The sequence below is a fragment of the Stenotrophomonas sp. YJH_SMC_25 genome, assembly GCF_059369595.1.
This window is the reverse complement of the sequence record NZ_JCAFSV010000003.1, coordinates 20,804-36,882: the sequence shown is the minus strand read 5'-3', so window position 1 is coordinate 36,882 and position 16,079 is coordinate 20,804. Positions and strand designations below refer to the sequence as shown.

17 protein-coding genes are annotated in these 16,079 nt (G+C 66.9%); 9 read left to right on the top strand and 8 right to left on the bottom strand.

Going from position 1 to position 16,079, the window contains the following annotated elements; genetic code table 11:
• Positions 1 to 192: 192 nt before the first annotated feature.
• The 4 genes from yegS to AC5P7E_RS04885 all read right to left on the bottom strand — a co-directional run bounded on the left by yegS (position 193) and on the right by AC5P7E_RS04885 (position 3,030).
• On the bottom strand, positions 193 to 1,122 hold the full coding sequence (gene yegS, locus AC5P7E_RS04900) for a lipid kinase YegS (RefSeq protein ID WP_114618293.1): 930 nt from the start codon (positions 1,120 to 1,122) through the stop codon (positions 193 to 195).
• Between the two features lie 332 nt (positions 1,123 to 1,454).
• The gene (locus tag AC5P7E_RS04895; protein WP_062605509.1) at positions 1,455 to 1,937 is read right to left on the bottom strand and encodes a GNAT family N-acetyltransferase; all 483 of its coding nucleotides are present in this window, start codon (positions 1,935 to 1,937) and stop codon (positions 1,455 to 1,457) included.
• A 59-nt stretch (positions 1,938 to 1,996) separates the two neighbouring features.
• Positions 1,997 to 2,671: a ribulose-phosphate 3-epimerase gene (gene rpe / locus AC5P7E_RS04890; protein ID WP_005411326.1), complete on the bottom strand. Its 675-nt coding sequence runs from the start codon at positions 2,669 to 2,671 to the stop codon at positions 1,997 to 1,999.
• Between the two features lie 29 nt (positions 2,672 to 2,700).
• Positions 2,701 to 3,030 carry a J domain-containing protein gene (locus AC5P7E_RS04885; protein WP_005411327.1) on the bottom strand — a complete coding sequence of 110 codons (330 nt, stop codon included), beginning with the start codon at positions 3,028 to 3,030 and terminating at the stop codon, positions 2,701 to 2,703.
• A gap of 144 nt (positions 3,031 to 3,174) precedes the next feature.
• Between AC5P7E_RS04885 and AC5P7E_RS04880 the strand changes: the two genes are divergently transcribed.
• From AC5P7E_RS04880 to AC5P7E_RS04845, 8 genes are all read left to right on the top strand, one after another.
• A complete protein-coding gene (locus tag AC5P7E_RS04880; RefSeq protein ID WP_043034284.1) occupies positions 3,175 to 4,101 on the top strand; it encodes a phosphoribosylaminoimidazolesuccinocarboxamide synthase in 927 nt (308 codons plus the stop codon).
• Between the two features lie 201 nt (positions 4,102 to 4,302).
• Positions 4,303 to 4,788 (top strand): Mpo1 family 2-hydroxy fatty acid dioxygenase, encoded by a 486-nt coding sequence (locus tag AC5P7E_RS04875; protein ID WP_114618294.1) that lies wholly within the window; start codon positions 4,303 to 4,305, stop codon positions 4,786 to 4,788.
• Between the two features lie 333 nt (positions 4,789 to 5,121).
• The gene (locus AC5P7E_RS04870) at positions 5,122 to 7,950 is read left to right on the top strand and encodes a monovalent cation/H+ antiporter subunit A (RefSeq protein WP_114618295.1); all 2,829 of its coding nucleotides are present in this window, start codon (positions 5,122 to 5,124) and stop codon (positions 7,948 to 7,950) included.
• Complete coding sequence (locus AC5P7E_RS04865) at positions 7,950 to 8,342, top strand: Na+/H+ antiporter subunit C (protein ID WP_012481447.1); 393 nt, start codon at positions 7,950 to 7,952, stop codon at positions 8,340 to 8,342. Before AC5P7E_RS04870 ends, AC5P7E_RS04865 begins: the two co-directional genes overlap by 1 nt.
• Positions 8,339 to 9,874: a monovalent cation/H+ antiporter subunit D gene (locus AC5P7E_RS04860; RefSeq protein ID WP_005411332.1), complete on the top strand. Its 1,536-nt coding sequence runs from the start codon at positions 8,339 to 8,341 to the stop codon at positions 9,872 to 9,874. The genes AC5P7E_RS04865 and AC5P7E_RS04860 overlap by 4 nt, the downstream gene beginning before the upstream one ends.
• Positions 9,871 to 10,377, top strand: coding sequence for a Na+/H+ antiporter subunit E (locus AC5P7E_RS04855; RefSeq protein ID WP_005411333.1), 507 nt, complete (start codon positions 9,871 to 9,873; stop codon positions 10,375 to 10,377). The genes AC5P7E_RS04860 and AC5P7E_RS04855 overlap by 4 nt, the downstream gene beginning before the upstream one ends.
• On the top strand, positions 10,374 to 10,658 hold the full coding sequence (locus AC5P7E_RS04850) for a K+/H+ antiporter subunit F (protein WP_005411334.1): 285 nt from the start codon (positions 10,374 to 10,376) through the stop codon (positions 10,656 to 10,658). The genes AC5P7E_RS04855 and AC5P7E_RS04850 overlap by 4 nt, the downstream gene beginning before the upstream one ends.
• The gene (locus AC5P7E_RS04845) at positions 10,655 to 11,044 is read left to right on the top strand and encodes a Na+/H+ antiporter subunit G (protein WP_012481450.1); all 390 of its coding nucleotides are present in this window, start codon (positions 10,655 to 10,657) and stop codon (positions 11,042 to 11,044) included. The genes AC5P7E_RS04850 and AC5P7E_RS04845 overlap by 4 nt, the downstream gene beginning before the upstream one ends.
• A gap of 74 nt (positions 11,045 to 11,118) precedes the next feature.
• Here the strand turns inward: AC5P7E_RS04845 and AC5P7E_RS04840 are convergent, their stop codons facing one another.
• On the bottom strand, positions 11,119 to 12,078 hold the full coding sequence (locus tag AC5P7E_RS04840) for a sodium:calcium antiporter (protein WP_043034283.1): 960 nt from the start codon (positions 12,076 to 12,078) through the stop codon (positions 11,119 to 11,121).
• A 73-nt stretch (positions 12,079 to 12,151) separates the two neighbouring features.
• Positions 12,152 to 12,808 (bottom strand): hypothetical protein, encoded by a 657-nt coding sequence (locus AC5P7E_RS04835; protein ID WP_114618296.1) that lies wholly within the window; start codon positions 12,806 to 12,808, stop codon positions 12,152 to 12,154.
• Between the two features lie 125 nt (positions 12,809 to 12,933).
• Between AC5P7E_RS04835 and AC5P7E_RS04830 the strand changes: the two genes are divergently transcribed.
• The gene (locus AC5P7E_RS04830) at positions 12,934 to 13,470 is read left to right on the top strand and encodes a hypothetical protein (protein ID WP_033833880.1); all 537 of its coding nucleotides are present in this window, start codon (positions 12,934 to 12,936) and stop codon (positions 13,468 to 13,470) included.
• 84 nt (positions 13,471 to 13,554) lie between these two features.
• On the opposite strand, the gene hmgA is transcribed toward AC5P7E_RS04830, so the two are convergent.
• Both hmgA and hppD read right to left on the bottom strand, forming a co-directional pair.
• A complete protein-coding gene (gene hmgA, locus AC5P7E_RS04825) occupies positions 13,555 to 14,853 on the bottom strand; it encodes a homogentisate 1,2-dioxygenase (RefSeq protein ID WP_005411339.1) in 1,299 nt (432 codons plus the stop codon).
• 85 nt (positions 14,854 to 14,938) lie between these two features.
• A complete protein-coding gene (hppD, locus tag AC5P7E_RS04820; RefSeq protein WP_005411340.1) occupies positions 14,939 to 16,051 on the bottom strand; it encodes a 4-hydroxyphenylpyruvate dioxygenase in 1,113 nt (370 codons plus the stop codon).
• Between the last annotated feature and the right edge of the window lie 28 nt (positions 16,052 to 16,079).

Here is a 16,079-nt window from a genome sequence, read left to right as displayed (position 1 = left end):
ACACCCCTTGACTGTATCGCAGCTTGGACGGCAGGGGAACCCTGGAAAACTGAACCACGGGACGGGCGGGGCCAGCCACGGGAACCGACGACGCGGACCGGTAGAGTCGACTGTTGGTCGACTTGCGCGCGTAGCGCGGGGTTTTACGCCGTCGGAACGAAGAGCAGTCGACTAACAGTCGACTCTACCTCCCTACCCACCCAGCAACGGGCAGCCGGCCGGAAGATGCATCCGTACCCTGCCCGGCACGCACTCGATGCGGAACTGGCGGGCCTGTACCGGCTCGCCATCCAGATTGAGGGTCAGCGGGCGCTCGGATGCGACCTCCAGCCACGGCAGCCGCGCACGCGTGGCCAGCTGTTCCAGCGCAGCCTGGGTGCCTGACTTCAGCATCTGGCCAAGGGTGGCGGTGACCTCCCCTTCCAGCTCCGGAAGCACCGTCACATCCAGCAACCCATCATCGATCAGTGCCTGCGTGCACAACTGCTGGCCGCCACCGGCCTGGCGACCATTGCCGATGCCGAGCGCAATGAAGTCGCCTTCCCACGCGAAATCCGGGCCGGACAGGCGCGCGGTGATCGGCTCGATGCGGCCCAGCTTGGCGATGCCGGTGATCACATAGGCCAGCCCGCCCAGCATCTTCTTCAAGCCCGCATCAGTCTCCACCGTCACCTGCGTGCCGAAGCCACCGCTGGCGAGATTGGCGCACCACCATTGGGTGCCATCGGCGTCCACGCGCAACAGGTCAATGGCGTGCGGCGTCGCCTGCCCGATCAAGGCGAAGGCCTCCTTCGGTTCGGTCGGTATGCCGGCCGCAGTCGCGAAATCGTTGGCGGTCCCCATCGGGATCAGCGCCAGCGAGGGCAGCGCATCTGCCAGCTCCTCACGATGCGCCAGTGTCTCGGCCACTGCACTGAGCGTGCCATCGCCACCGGCGGCCACGATCACATCCACGCCATGGTCGATCGCCTCGGCGACATAGCGCTCGGCGTCACCGTCCTCCCAGGTCACCCGCACTTCCAGCTGCACGCCCTGTCCGCGCCAATGGCCGACGGCGTCGCGCAACTCATCATTGCCGGCGGATTTGCCGTTGAGGATCAGGCGCCAGCGCGGGGTGGTCATGCAGAGCTTCCAGGGATGCGGTGGCACAGGCTAGCAATGCGCTGTTTGCCTGCGGTGAATGTCACGCAGATGTCATTCAGCTACCGGAGAATGGGAGTCCATAGCAGGGACGACGGATGGAGGCAGGATCAGCCTCCCACGCATGCAGCGAGGCCACGCCAGTAATTGGCGTGGCTTTTTTTTGGGATGTGCAGGGAGTGCGAACCAAGGTTCGCACCCACCAGGTTGCGGTTCGCTCCCCCCCCCCCCAAGTTGCGGTTCGCTCCCCCCCCGGGTTGCGGTTCGCACCCACCCGGTTGGTAGATCCACACCATGCGTGGATGCACTTCGCTTCACCCGTTGGCGAAATCGTGCAGCGCCTGGCCCTGCAGCCGGTACACGGTCCACTCGTCCTGCGGCTTCGCACCGGCAGCGGTGTAGAACTCGATGGCCGGGGTGTTCCAGTCCAGCACCGACCATTCGAAGCGACCGCAGCCCTCGGCTACGGCCTGGCGTGCGATGTACTTCAGCAGTGCCTTGCCGGCGCCCACGCCGCGCTTTTCCTGGCTGACGTAGAGGTCTTCCAGGTAGATGCCCTTGCGGCCCAGCCAGGTGGAGTAGTTGTAGAAGTACACCGCATAGCCGATGGCCTCGCCGTCGGCTTCGCAGATCAACGCGCGCGCCGTGGCATCGGCGCCGAACAGGCTCTCGGCGATGCCGATCTCATCGGTCTGTACCGAATGCTCGGCCTTCTCGTAGATGGCCAGTTCGTGGATGAAATGCAGGATCAGGCCAGCATCGGCCACGGTGGCCGGACGGATGTTCAACAGTGCCATGCGCAGATAAAGGGGACGGAGGGAATTAAACGAGATTAATCCCCTCCGTCCCCTTTTTGTCAGCGGGCGGCGGCGACGTTGGCGCGCATCTGCGCGATCACGTCCTGGTAGCTGGTCTTGGCGTTGAAGATGGCCGAGCCGGCGACAAAGGTGTCGGCACCGGCAGCCGCGATCTCGCCGATGTTGTCGGCCTTCACGCCGCCGTCGATCTCCAAGCGGATGTCCTTGCCGCTGGCATCGATCATCTTGCGCACCACCTTCAGCTTGTCCAGCGCCGAGGGGATGAAGGCCTGGCCACCAAAGCCCGGGTTGACCGACATCAGCAGCACCAGGTCCAGGTCCTCCAACACCCAGTCGAGGATGTCCACCGGCGTGGCCGGGTTCAGCACGATGCCCGGCTTGCAGCCCAGCGAGCGGATCAGCTGGATGGTGCGGTGCACGTGGCGGCTCGCCTCCGGGTGGAAGCTGATGTAGGTGGCACCGGCCTCGGCGAAGTCCGGGATGATGCGGTCCACCGGCTCGACCATCAGGTGCACGTCGATCGGCGCGGTCACGCCGTGCTTGCGCAGCGCCTGGCAGACCATCGGGCCGATGGTCAGGTTCGGCACGTAGTGGTTGTCCATCACGTCGAAGTGGACCCAGTCCGCGCCAGCGGCGAGGACGTTGTCGACTTCCTCGCCGAGGCGGGCGAAGTTGGCGGACAGGATGGAGGGGGCGATGAGGCAGTGGGACATGGCCGGGCCTTGCAACGAGGGGAAAGGGGTCAGCGCTTGCGCAGGGTCTTGATGCGGTCGTAGGCGGCGTTGATGCGCCGCGACTTCTGCTCGGCCTGCTGCTGCAGCTCGGGGGCGGCGCCGCCAAGCTTGTCGGGGTGGTACTGCGAGATCAGCTTGCGGTAGGCGCGCTCGACCTCGGCATCGGTGGCCTCGGAGGTCAGCCCCAGCTCCCGGTACGGGTTCTCCTTGTTCAGGCGGAACCAGTCCGAATCAAAGGCATGGCCGATCAGCAGGCCGACCACCGCCCCGAACAGCGGATTGGGCCGGAACAGCAGGGCGCCGGCGATGAATCCGAGCAGTTTTCCGTACCAGCGCATGGCGCTCCGGGGTCGACCGACGAAATGGACGCTCATTTTACGTCACAGCGGGCCCGGACGGCTTTACACTAGGCCGCCCGCTGGTCAGCGGGCCCGCCGGGTCCGTTGGGCAGCAGCCGTATCGACAACGCCCCAGGAGTGCCCGTGCCAACCACGCTGTTGCAATCCGATCTCCCCGGCCTGCCCTTGCGCCATCGCGGCAAGGTGCGTGATGTGTTCGATATCCCGCGCGAACGGCTGCCAGCCGGAACCCCGCCGGGCGAGTACCTGCTGATGGTGGCCACCGATCGCCTGTCGGCGTTCGACGTGGTCCTGCCCGACCCGATTCCGGGCAAGGGCGAGATGCTCTGTCAGGTCTCCAACTTCTGGTTCGCCAAGACCGCGCACCTGATGCCCAACCACCTGACCGGCATCGACGTGGCCAGCGTGCTGCCCGAAGGCGTGGACCCGGCCCTGTATGCCAGGCGCGCGGTGGTCACCCGCAAGCTGAAGCCGGTGCCGGTGGAAGCGATCGCCCGCGGCTACCTGATCGGCAGCGGCTGGAAGGATTACCAGCGCACCGGCAAGGTCAGCGGCATCGACCTGCCCGACGGCCTGCGCCAGGCCGAGCAGCTGCCCGAGCCGATCTTCACCCCCTCGACCAAGGCCGCCGTGGGCGATCACGACGAGAACATCGATTTCGATGCGATGGTGAAGCAGGTCGGTGCGGAACTGGCCGAGCGCGTGCGCGACGCCACCCTGCGCATCTACAAGTTCGCGGCCGATTACGCCCGCGAGCGCGGCATCATCCTGGCCGATACCAAGTTCGAGTTCGGTACCGACGCCGATGGCCGCCTGTACATCATGGACGAGATGCTGACGCCGGATTCCTCGCGTTACTGGCCGGCCGACGAGTACGAAGTGGGCACCAGCCCGCCGAGCTACGACAAGCAGTTCGTGCGCGATTACCTGGAGACGCTGGACTGGGGCAAGACCGCCCCGGGCCCGACCATCCCGGCCGAGATCATCGAGCGCACCCGCGCCAAGTATGCCGAGGCACTGCAGCGCCTGGCCGGGATCAGCGTCGACTGATGCGCCTGCGCCCCCGGCCGGAAAGGCGGGGGGCCCGTTCGGTAGTGCCGGCCGCTGGCCGGCAACCTCGCGAACACCTGCAGCCAGGCATGGCCTGGCTCTGGTAGTGCCGGCCGCTGGCCGGCAACCTCATGAACTCGGCTATGCTCTGGAGTGCCGGCCAGCGGCCGGCACTACCGTTGTCCGAGGAAGCAACGCAGCATGCAGACATCCACCGAGCTTGCGCGGCCGATCGACCGCTATTTCGCCAGCTACTCCGACGACCACCGCAATGTGATCAACCAGCGCATCCACGTGGTGGCGGTCCCGGCGATCCTGTGGTCGGTGGTGGCCCTGCTCTGGTGCCTGCCGCCGCTGATCACCTGGTTCCAGTACGGCATCTGGTCGGCGTTCGCGATGTTCAGCGCCTGGTGCTTCTACAACAAACTGTCGCGCCCGCTGGGCATCGGCATGCTCATCCAGTTCTTCGTGTTCGGCTGCCTGTGCCGCCTGCTGGAGGCCGAAATCGGCCTGCACAACCTGTTCTGGCTGGCGGTGGGCGTGTTCGTGGTGGCCTGGATCGCGCAGTTCGTCGGCCACAAGTTCGAGGGCCGCAAGCCCAGCTTCCTGACCGACCTGACCTACCTGCTGATCGGCCCGGCCTGGGTGATGGCCAAGTTCTACCGCAAGCTCGACTGGCGCTACTGACCTGCCCAGGGCCGACGGCGCCCCTCGTTTCCTGAACGGGCAGATTCCATCACCCGCACTCCACGACGGCCCTGCCAGCCTGCGCCGGTGATCCGCTCCCCACTTCCCGCCCGTCGACGGCAGCCCCTGTGCGACAGGGCCTGCGGTCTCCCTGCGTGGGCGTAGGGCGTCCCCCGAGGGCAACCGGGGAGGGACTGCAGGAACGCGATGTTGCGTCGCAGAAAATATGAATCAGCGGACGTTACATGCAATTGATCGCTGTTCGATGGGTTTCAGCGACATTTCGCAGCCTGTTATCCTCCCTGACCTGCTCGTGAATCATGGATTCCCTGCATGCTCTCCAGCCTGCCCCTGCTGCTGGCCCTGCCGTTCCTGATGGCAGCGGCTGTTGCGGCCTTCCCCCGTAGTTCGCGCTCGACTGCTGCCTGGCTGGCGGCGCTGGCGCCGTTGGGCGGACTGGCCATCCTCGGCTGGCTGACCCCGTCCGTACTCGACGGCCAGGTGGTGCGGACGATGGTCCCTTGGCTGCCGCAGATCGGCCTGGACTTCACCCTGCGCCTGGACGGGCTGGCGTGGATGTTCGCCGGGCTGGTGCTGGGCATCGGCGCGCTGGTGGTGCTGTACGCGCGCTACTACCTGAGCCAGCAGGACAACGCGCACCGCTTCTACTGCTACCTGCTGCTGTTCATGGGCGCCATGCTGGGCATGGTGCTGTCGGGCAACCTGCTGTTGCTGATGATCTTCTGGGAAATGACCAGCATCAGCTCGTTCCTGCTGATCGGTTTCTGGTCGCACCGCCAGGACGCCCGCGAGGGCGCGCGGATGGCGCTGGTGATCACCGGCGGCGGCGGCCTTGCGCTGCTCGGTGGCGTACTGCTGATCGGGCGCATCGTCGGCAGCTTCGACCTGGACGTGGTGCTGGCCGCCGGCGAGCAGATCCGCGCCAGCGCGCTGTACCCGTACGCGCTGTTCCTGGTGCTGGCGGGCATCTTCACCAAGAGCGCGCAGTTCCCGTTCCATTTCTGGCTGCCGCACGCGATGGCCGCGCCCACTCCGGTCTCTGCCTACCTGCACTCGGCCACCATGGTGAAGGCCGGTGTATTCCTGCTGGCGCGCCTGCATCCAGCGCTGGCCGGCAGCGACCTGTTCTTCTACACGGTCAGCGGCATCGGTGCGATCACGCTGTTGATCGGCGCCTGGAACGCGATCTTCCAGCACGATCTGAAAGGCCTGCTGGCTTATTCGACCATTTCCCATCTGGGCCTGATCACCCTGCTGTTCGGCCTGTCCACGCCGATGGCGGTGGTGGCCGGTGTATTCCACATCCTCAACCACGCCACCTTCAAGGCCTCGCTGTTCATGGCCGCCGGCATCATCGACCATGAGACCGGCACCCGCGACATGCGCAAGCTGGGCGGCCTGCGCAGGCTGATGCCGTTCACCAGCGCGCTGGCGATCATCGCCTCGCTGGCGATGGCCGGCATCCCGCTGCTCAACGGCTTCCTGTCCAAGGAAATGCTGTTTGCCGAGGCGATCACGGCCGGAGGCCCGGGAATCATGCGCACGGCGGTGTCGATCGCCGCATTGCTGGCTGGCGTGTTCGGGGTGGCCTACAGCCTGCGCTTCGTGCACGACACCTTCTTTGGCCCCGGCCCGCACGACCTGGATCGCGTGCCGCATGAGCCGCCGCGCTGGATGAAGGTACCGGTGGAACTGCTGGTGGTGATCTGCGTGGCAGTGGGCATCGCCCCGGCACTGACCGTGGCACCGGTGCTGCATGCCGCTGCGGCGTCGATCCTCGGCAGCGCCATGCCCGAGTACAGCCTGGCGGTATGGCACGGCTTCAACCTGCCGCTGGCGATGAGCGCGATCGGCGTGATCGGCGGCGTGGCGCTGTACTTCGGCCTGCGCAAGCTGATCAACCTGCATGCCGTGACCAACGTCAGCACTGGCCGCAATGTGTTCCATGCACAGCTGGATGCCGTGTCCGCACTGGCCATGCGCCTGACCAACGGCATCGCCAACGGCAGCCTGCAGCGCATGCTGCTGGGCCTGGTGCTGGTGGCGATCGCAGTTGCCGCCGCGCCATTCGTGGCAAATCCGGCGTCGCCAAACTGGACCGCGCCGCAGCCGATGCCGCTGCTGGGCTGGGCGCTGTGGCTGGTGATGATGGCCTGCGCGGTGGCCACCCTGCGCATCTACAAGCAGCGCCTGCTGGCGGTGCTGCTGGTCGGCGGCGTCGGCCTGATGGTGGCGCTGACCTTCGTGTTCCTGTCCGCACCCGACCTGGCCCTGACCCAGCTGCTCGTGGAGATGGTGACCCTGGTGCTGATGCTGCTGGGCATGAACTACCTGCCCGCGCAGTCCGGGCCGGAACGTCCGCGCTGGCGCAAGCGCCGCGATGCGGTGATCGCGATCATCGCCGGCGCCGGCCTGGGTGCGCTGGCCTATTCGGCGATGACCCTGCCGCCGAACACCATGGCCGGCGAACTGCTCGCCCGTGCGTTGCCCGAGGCCTACGGCCAGAACGTGGTCAACGTGATCCTGGTCGACTTCCGCGGCTTCGATACCTTCGGCGAGATCACCGTGTTCGGCATCGCCGCGCTGGTGGTGCACGCACTGCTGCGGCGCACGCGGATGGCACCGGAACAGATCATGCCCGGCCCGCCGATCAAGCTGCCGGTGCCGGCCGACCTGGCGCAGATCATGTTCCCGCTGACGCTGACCGTGTCGATCTTCCTGTTCCTGCGCGGCCACAACGCGCCCGGTGGTGGCTTCATCGCCGGCCTGGTGCTGGCGGTGCCGCTGCTGATCCAGTACGTGATCCAGGGCACCGCGTCGGTGGAATCGCGCTTCGGCTTCGACTACATCCGCTGCATCGGCATGGGGCTGCTGATCGCCCTGCTCAGCGGCAGCGCCTCGATGCTGTTCGGCGTGCCGTTCCTGACCAGTGGCCACCTCGACCTGCATCTGCCATTGATCGGCGACGTGCCGCTGGCCAGCGCGATCGGTTTTGACATCGGCGTCTATCTGGTGGTGTTCGGCGGCGCCATGCTGATGCTGTCGATGATGGGCACGATCAAGCCCTCGCGTACCCGCGCTGCCCGCAAGGGTGAGATCGACCTGCAACGCCGTTCGGCCCGCACCGGGGAGATGCACTGATGGAACTGGCCCTGGCTACCGCGATCGGCGTGCTGACCGCCATCGGCATCTACCTGCTGCTGCGTGCGCGCAGCTTCGACGTGATCCTCGGCATGACCTTCCTGTCCTACGCCACCAACTTGCTGATCTTCGCCGGTGGCCGCGTGGTGCTGGGCAAGGCGCCGGTGCTGCAGGAGGGCGTGGACAGCCACCTGGGCAACTACACCGACCCACTGCCGCAGGCACTGGTGCTGACCGCGATCGTGATCGCCTTCGCGATGACCGCAGTGAGCATCGTGCTGGCCATGCGCAGCCGCAGCGACAACCACAGCGACCATGTGGACGCCCACGAGCCCGACGACGACCTGCAGGATGAGAGCGCATCGGCGCGCCAGGGCGAGGATCGCGCATGAACCATCTGGTGATCCTGCCGATCCTGATTCCGCTGCTCGGCGCCGCGCTGTCGCTGTTCGTCGAACACCGCCGCTACGGCCCCAGGGTGCAGCGCGCGGTGGCCTGGACTGCACTGTCGGCGCTGGCGCTTGCGGTGGGCCTGCTGTTCGCGTCGACCGCGGGCGGTGACATCAACGTCTACCTGCTGGGCGACTGGCCGTCGCGGCTGGGCATCGCGCTGGTGGCCGACCGGCTGTCGGCATGGATGCTGCTGACCACCCTGCTGCTGGCCATTCCCTGCCTGCTGCACGCCTGCTCGGGTTGGGACCGCCGCGCACCGCACTTCCATGCACTGTTCCAGTTCCAGCTGGTCGGCCTCAACGGTGCGTTCCTGACCGGCGACATCTTCAACCTGTTCGTGTTCTTCGAGGTGATGCTGATCGCCTCCTACGGCCTGCTGCTCAGCGGTGGCCGCGGCCTGCGCATGCGCATCGGCCTGCACTACGTGGTGTTCAACGTCACCGCCTCGACCCTGTTCCTGATCGCGCTGGGCCTGCTGTACGCCACGCTGGGTTCGCTGAACATGGCCGAGCTGTCGCAGCGCATCGCTGCGGTGCCGCCGACGCAGCTGACCCTGGTGAAGGCCACGATGGGCCTGTTGCTGCTGGTGTTCTGCGCCAAGGCCGCGCTGATGCCGTTGTACCTGTGGCTGCCGGAAGCCTATTCGCGCGCGCCGGCTGCAGTAGCGGCCCTGTTCGCGATCATGACCAAGGTCGGCCTGTATTCGGTGCTGCGCATCCAGATGCTGTGGTTCGGCGACGATGCCGGCGCGATGGCCGGCTATGGCCGCGACTGGCTGCTGTGGGCCGGCGTGGCGACGCTGGTGCTGGGCGGGCTCGGCGCCCTGGCCGCGACCCGCCTGCGCGTACTGATTTCCTACCTGGTCATCGTGTCGGCAGCCACGCTGTTCATCGCCTTCTCGGTGGGCACGCCGCAGGTGCTCTCGGCCGGCCTGTACTACCTGCCGCACAGCAGCTTCGTGGCCGCTGCGCTGTTCCTGGTTGCCGACCTGATCCGCCGCCGCCGTGGTGGCGCCAGCGACCGCAAGGAGGTGGTGGCGCCGATGCCGGGCAAGGAAACGCCGGCGGTGCTGTTCCTGATCGGGGCAGTGTCGGTGGCCGGCCTGCCGCCTCTGTCCGGCTTCCTGGCCAAGGCCGCGCTGCTGGCCGGCATGCCGGCGCAGTACACCGGCCCGGTCTGGACCGCCGTGCTGGTCAGCAGCCTGCTGGTGATCATGGGCCTGACCCGCGGCGGCATCCGCCTGTTCTGGCGCGTGCCGCCGGTCGATCCGGAGGCACCGAAGCCGCGCAAGGCTCCCCTGCGCCGGGTAGAACTCTACGCCGCCTGCCTGCTGCTGGCCTACGGCATCGGCATGACCCTGGCTGCGGCACCGTTGATGCGCTACACCGACGCCACCGCCGCACAGCTACTGCAACCCAGCGAGTACGTGCAGCAACTGCGTGCGACCACGCCGGAGATCCGCCAGCCATGACCGCTCAGCGCTCCCTGTTCCGTCGCCTGATTCCCTCGCCGATGCTCAGCATCATGGTGGTGGCGTTTTGGCTGCTGATGTCCGACAGCTTCACCCTCGGCCAGATCGTGCTGGGGCTGCTGCTGGGCGTGGTGGTGCCGTTGTTCGCCGCGCGCCTGGACCGCGAGTTCGCCCGCATCGGCACCCTGCGGCCACTGCCCAGGCTGGTGTGCGTGACCCTGTGGGACATCCTGATGTCCAACATCCGCGTCGCCCTGCAGGTGCTGGGCCCGGAAAAGAACATCCACCCGGGTTTCATCTGGCTGCCGCTGGACATCGCCAACATCCACGGCATCGCCGCGCTGACCAGCATGATCACCCTGACCCCGGGCACGGTCTCGGCCGCGCTCAGCGACGACCGCAAGTTCCTGCTGGTGCATGTGCTGCACCTGGAGGACCCACAGGACCTGATCGATACGATCAAGCGCCGTTACGAGGCGCCGTTGATGGAGATCTTCCCATGACCGGTTTTGAAGTCATCCAGACCACCCTGGTGGTGTGCATGCACGTGGTCGGCCTGGCCATGCTGCTGGCCACCTGGCGTCTGCTGCGCGGGCCGACCGTGCCCGACCGCATCCTTGCGCTGGACACCCTGTCGGTGACCGCGATCGCCGAGCTGATGCTGTTCGGCATGTACCTCAATTCGCCGATCTACTTCGAGGCGGCGCTGATCATCGCCATGCTCGGCTTCGGCAGCACCGTGGTGCTGAGCAAGTTCGTGCTGCGCCGGGACATCGTCGAATGATCACCGCGATCCAGATCGGCCTGTCGATCCTGCTGCTGTTCGGCTGCTTCTTCATCCTGGTCGGCGCACTGGGCCTGGTGAAGCTGTCGACCTTCTTCAAGCGCCTGCACGCGCCGACCAAGGCCAGCACGCTGGGCGTGGGCTGCGTGCTGGTGTGCTCGGTCTGCTACCACATCTTCCTCGGCCAGGACCCGCAGCCGCGCGAGCTGCTGATCACCGTGTTCCTGTTCATCACCGCACCGATCAGCGCGCACATGATGGCCAAGGCCGCGCTGTCGCTGCTGATGGAGACCCGCCCCACCCTGCCGGGCAACGAACGTGCCGCCGAGGAGCAGCTGCCACCGCCGGAGCCGGTGCGGGAAGAAGAAACCACGCAGAACCGGTAGTGCCGGCCGCTGGCCGGCAGTGGCAAGGGTTCCGTCAGAGGCAGTGAGGTTGCCGGCCAGCGGCCGGCACTACCTCATGCCGCGCCGACCAGCAGCAGTTCCAGCACGAACCAGCCGACAAACGCGACCAGCAGGATCACACCTTCGCCGCGGCTGATCTTCAGGTCGCCACGCAGCATCGGGTACAGCACCAGCGCGAACGCCAGCAGCGCCGGCAGTTCCAGGCGCACGAACGAGGCCGGCAGCGCCAGCGGCTGCAGCACGGCCATCGCACCGATCACCAGCAGCAGGTTGACCACGCTGGAACCCAGCACGTGGCCCAGTACCATGTCGCCATGCCCGCGACGCGCGGCGGCGATGGCGGTGGCCACCTCCGGCAGTGCGGTACCGATCGCCACCGGCAGCAGGCCGACCAGCAGCGGCGTCCAACCCAGGGCGGCGCCGAAGTCGGCGGCGGCGCCCACCACCAGGCGCGCGCCCCAGTACAGCGTCAACGCGGCAATCAGCACGCGCAGCACGTTCAACGGCAGGCTGGTGCGGCTCAGTGCGGACTCGGCGATGGCCACCTGCACCTCCGCGCTCTCGCTGCGACCACGGCGCAGCAGCAGCACCTGCACCACGATGAAACCGGCCAGCAGTATGCCGCCTTCCCAACGTGCCAGGCCGCCATCAAGCCCGAACAGGATCAGCAGCACACCCGCCGCCAGCAGCGACCACCACAGCACCGTCTGCAGGCGCGCGCGCAGCAGCAGGGGCGCAGCCATGGCCGCCACGGCCAGGGTCAAGCCCAGGTTGACGATGCTGCTGCCCACCGCGTTGCCCAGTGCCAGCTCCGGTTGGCCCACCGCCAGGGCGCGCGCGTTGACTGCCAGTTCCGGCAACGAGGTGGTCACTCCGAGCAGCAACAGCCCGGCAGTGAATGGGCTGGCGCCGAAACGCTGGGCCAGGCCGGACACGGCCTTGACGATGGAGTCCCCGCCCAACGCCAGCAGCAGCAGGCCGAGCAGGAACCAGGCAATGGCAATGGCGATCATCGAGCACTCCCCCAGCGGTCGTGGCGCGATTCTACGCTTGGCCCGTACGCGCGGCTGGGCCGTGGATCAAGGATCAGCCACAGCCTTCCGCATAATCGATCTGCGGGGTCTGTCCGACGCGCCAAGCACCCACCCGGCCATCAGCACCGAGTGCGAAGTCGATCACCGCCCCGCCCTCCTGCGCCGGGCGCACGCGCAGGTGCTGGGCCTTCTCGTCATACTTGTCGGGGCCGACGTCCGCGCGCTCGGGATACAGCACCTGCAGCTCACCCAGGGTCATGCCGACCTTTCCACCGCCCGGTGCGGTGATGGCGGCGCTGCGCACGTCGTAGCGCACCAGCTTGCGGCCCTCGATCATCAGGCGCGGATCTTCGGCATCCTGCGGGCGCAGGAAGTAGCAGCCGTCGTTGCTGTCGTCAGCCGGCAGCGGCTTGCCGGCCGCATCGGTGCCCAGACCCTGCAGCGGCGTGCCGAAGCCGGCACGGACCTCGGCTATGCCGGCACCCAGCTTCGCCCCAGCGAAGCCATCCAGGCGCGCGGGACTGTCCTCGCGACGGTCATTGGCTGGACGGGCGGCCAGGTCGGGATCCGTCGACTGCGCGGGTCCGGTCGCCGAGGCGGTTTCCGCCGGGGTGTCGCTGCCGCTGCCGGCCGCCCCCTGCTTGTCGGGGCCAGCACTGCAGGCGGTGAGCGAAAGGAGCAACAGACCAGCAAGCGGAAGGTGCTTCATCGGTGCGGTTCCCTGGCACAAGGATGGCTGCACGCTAGCCCATCCGGTGTGCAGGCGCTGCATTGTCATCGCGGTTTCATCGCCTTCGTTCAGGCTCGGCGAGCACCGACCTGGCCGTCCCTTCCATGCAACCGCGCAAGACCGATCTCGCCCGAACCGCGCTGCAGGCCCACCGCGCGCCGCTGGACATGCGCCAGCGCCGGCTGCTGATCCTGTGCGACGGCCAGCGTACCGTCGCCGACCTGACCGGTCTGCTCGGCCAGGAAGCACCGGCGATGGTCATCCAGCTGGTACAGGCGGGGTACCTGAGCACCGGCACGGGCGCCACGACCCCAGCACCGTCGACCGCAGCCGCGGTAGCGCCGGTGCCCGCGCCGCCGGCAGCGACACCTGCTGCACCCGCGGTCGAACGCCGGCGCTCACTGGTGGCAGCGCGCATCTACGTGCTGGGCATCCTGGAAATGCAGCGGCATCCACAGGCGGCGGCGCTGTTCCGCGACCTGCAGCAGGCGCGTGCGGAGGACGAGGTGCTGCAGCGACTGCAGTCGGCAATGCAGCTGCTGCCCACGCTCACTTCGGATGGCTATTGCCAGCGCGTACGGCAGCGCCTGCTGGAGGCGTTGCCATTGGAACATTGCGACGCGTTCGCCGAGGTCGCCTGAAGAAAAAGGGGACGGAGGGGATTAAGTCGTTTCAGGCACACGTGTGCTGATTGCGGCTTAATCCCCTCCGTCCCCTTTTTAGGGTCAGCGGAAGTTATTGCGCAGGCCGTTCCAGCACTGCTGGTAATCGCCCTGGCGGTGGCCGGCGGCCAGCGCCTGTGCGGTCGGGCGGATCACTGCGCGGGTCTCGAACATGAAGGCCATCGTGTCCTTGATCACATCGGCCTTGGACAGATCGGCATTGGACGCCTTGTCGAAGGTCGGCGCGTCCGGGCCGTGACCACTCATGCAGTTGTGCAGCGAGGCGCCACCCGGGACGAAGCCTTCGGCCTTGGCATCGTAGGCGCCATGCACCAGGCCCATGAACTCGCTGGCGATGTTGCGGTGGAACCACGGCGGACGGAACGTGTTCTGCGCCACCAGCCAGCGCGGCGGGAAGATCGCAAAGTCCATGTTGCTGGTGCCCGGGGTGTCGCTGGGCGAATGCAGCACCAGGAAGATCGACGGATCCGGGTGGTCGTAGCTGATCGAACCGATGGTGTTGAAGCGGCGCAGATCGTAGCGGTACGGCGCGTAGTTGCCGTGCCAGGCCACCACGTCCAGCGGCGAATGGTCGATCGGCGCACGCCACAGGCGGCCCTCAAACTTCGCGATAAGCTCGAAATCGCCATCCACATCCTCGAACGCCGCGTGCGGGGTTTCGAAGTCGCGCGGATTGGCCAGGCCGTTGGAACCGATCGGGCCGAGGTCGGGCAGCTTCAGCAGCGCGCCGTAGTTCTCGCAGATATAGCCACGGCTCGGGCCATCGGGCAGTTCAACGCGGAAGCGCACGCCGCGCGGGATCACCGCGATCTGCTGCGGCTCGATCTCGATCACGCCCAGCTCGGTCAGCAGGCGCAGCGCGCCCAGCTGCGGCACGATCAGCAGCTCGCCGTCGGCGTCGTAGAAGTAGCGGCCGACCATGTCGCGGTTGGCAGCGTATAAGTGGATGCCCACGCCGGCATGCGCATCGGGCGAGCCGTTGCCACCCATCGTGTACAGGCCTTCGACAAAATCGGTCGGCAGCTCCGGCAGCGGCAGCGGGCTCCAGCGCAGCTGGTTCGGTGAAGCCGGCTGTGCGCCGAAATCACACTGCAGCTGCGACTGCGCGAACGGGGTGAACTCGCCATGGGTCACCGCCGGGCGGATCCGGTACAGCCAGCTGCGGCGGTTGCTGCCACGCGGCGCGGTGAAGGCGGTGCCGGTCAACTGTTCGGCGTACAGGCCGTGGGCCACCTTCTGCGGTGAGTTCTGCCCGACCGGCAGCGCGCCGGCAACGGCCTCGGTGGCGAATTCGTTGCCGAAGCCGGACTGGTAGCCGCGGGCGGTGATGGCGGGGGACATGGGAACTCCAGAGATTGCCGGCCAGCGGCCGGCACGACCATTCGGACAGGCAATGCCGGCGGGACGCCGACATTGCCTGCAGACCTTACAGCACGCCGCGGCGGATCTGGTCGCGCTCGATGCTCTCGAACAGTGCGGTGAAGTTGCCTTCGCCGAAGCCTTCGTTGCCCTTGCGCTGGATGATCTCGAAGAAGATCGGGCCGATGCAGTTCTGGGTGAAGATCTGCAGCAGCTTGCGCTGGTGGGTTTCCGGATCGGCATCGATCAGGATCTTGTTCTTCGCCAGGCGCGGCACGTCTTCACCGTGGTTCGGCACGCGCTGGTCGATCACGTCGAAGTAGGTCTCCGGCGTATCGAGGAAGTCCACGCCCTGCGCGCGCATCGCTTCGACGGTCTCGTAGATGTTCTCAGTGAAGCAGGCGATGTGCTGGATGCCCTCGCCCTTGTACGCGTCCAGGTACTCGTTGATCTGGCTCTTCGGATCGGACGATTCGTTCAGCGGGATGCGCACGATGCCATCCGGCGCGGTCATCGCCTTGGACACCAGGCCGGTCTTCAGGCCCTTGATGTCGAAGTAGCGGATCTCGCGGAAGTTGAACAGGCGCTCGTAGTAGTCCGACCACTGCTGCATGTTGCCGAAATACAGGTTGTGGGTCAGGTGGTCGATGAAGGTCAGGCCGAAGCCCACCGGGTGCAGGTCGGCACCGGCGATCGGCTCGTAGTCGCCGTCATAGATGCTGCCGGCGCTGCCGTAGCGATCGACCAGGTACAGCATGCAGTCGCCGATGCCCTTGATGACCGGCGCGCTGACCGCCTTGCTGTCCGGCTTGAAGGCGATGGCTTCGGCGCCGTTGCCCAGCGCGGTCTGGTAGACCTCCTGGCCCGGCTTCTTGAAGCGGATGGCGAAGCCGCAGGCGCACGGACCGTGCTTCTCGGCGAAGTCGGCGGCGAACGAATCGGGGTCCTCATTGACCAGGAAGTTGACGTCGCCCTGGCGATAGACGGTAATCGGACGCTGCTTGTGCTTGAGCACCGCGCTGAAGCCCATCTTCCGGAAGTACTCGTGCAGCTCCTGGCCACGGCCGGCCGGGGCGGCGAATTCGACGAACTCGAAGCCGTCGATGCCCATCGGGTTCTCGAAGGTGGTGACCTGCATGCCGGGGTTGGGATGCGAGGCGGTCGGGACTGCGGTATTCATGGCGTGGCTCCGAATCGGTACCGCATCG

Coding starts and splice junctions, on each gene's coding strand:
- yegS (WP_114618293.1), bottom strand. CDS start 1,122: ATGACCACCCCGCGCTGGCGCCTGATCCTCAACGGCAAATCCGCCGGC.
- AC5P7E_RS04895 (WP_062605509.1), bottom strand. CDS start 1,937: ATGGCACTGTTGAACATCCGTCCGGCCACCGTGGCCGATGCTGGCCTG.
- rpe (WP_005411326.1), bottom strand. CDS start 2,671: ATGTCCCACTGCCTCATCGCCCCCTCCATCCTGTCCGCCAACTTCGCC.
- AC5P7E_RS04885 (WP_005411327.1), bottom strand. CDS start 3,030: ATGCGCTGGTACGGAAAACTGCTCGGATTCATCGCCGGCGCCCTGCTG.
- AC5P7E_RS04875 (WP_114618294.1), top strand. CDS start 4,303: ATGCAGACATCCACCGAGCTTGCGCGGCCGATCGACCGCTATTTCGCC.
- AC5P7E_RS04870 (WP_114618295.1), top strand. CDS start 5,122: ATGCTCTCCAGCCTGCCCCTGCTGCTGGCCCTGCCGTTCCTGATGGCA.
- AC5P7E_RS04865 (WP_012481447.1), top strand. CDS start 7,950: ATGGAACTGGCCCTGGCTACCGCGATCGGCGTGCTGACCGCCATCGGC.
- AC5P7E_RS04860 (WP_005411332.1), top strand. CDS start 8,339: ATGAACCATCTGGTGATCCTGCCGATCCTGATTCCGCTGCTCGGCGCC.
- AC5P7E_RS04855 (WP_005411333.1), top strand. CDS start 9,871: ATGACCGCTCAGCGCTCCCTGTTCCGTCGCCTGATTCCCTCGCCGATG.
- AC5P7E_RS04850 (WP_005411334.1), top strand. CDS start 10,374: ATGACCGGTTTTGAAGTCATCCAGACCACCCTGGTGGTGTGCATGCAC.
- AC5P7E_RS04845 (WP_012481450.1), top strand. CDS start 10,655: ATGATCACCGCGATCCAGATCGGCCTGTCGATCCTGCTGCTGTTCGGC.
- AC5P7E_RS04840 (WP_043034283.1), bottom strand. CDS start 12,078: ATGATCGCCATTGCCATTGCCTGGTTCCTGCTCGGCCTGCTGCTGCTG.
- AC5P7E_RS04835 (WP_114618296.1), bottom strand. CDS start 12,808: ATGAAGCACCTTCCGCTTGCTGGTCTGTTGCTCCTTTCGCTCACCGCC.
- AC5P7E_RS04830 (WP_033833880.1), top strand. CDS start 12,934: ATGCAACCGCGCAAGACCGATCTCGCCCGAACCGCGCTGCAGGCCCAC.
- hmgA (WP_005411339.1), bottom strand. CDS start 14,853: ATGTCCCCCGCCATCACCGCCCGCGGCTACCAGTCCGGCTTCGGCAAC.
- hppD (WP_005411340.1), bottom strand. CDS start 16,051: ATGAATACCGCAGTCCCGACCGCCTCGCATCCCAACCCCGGCATGCAG.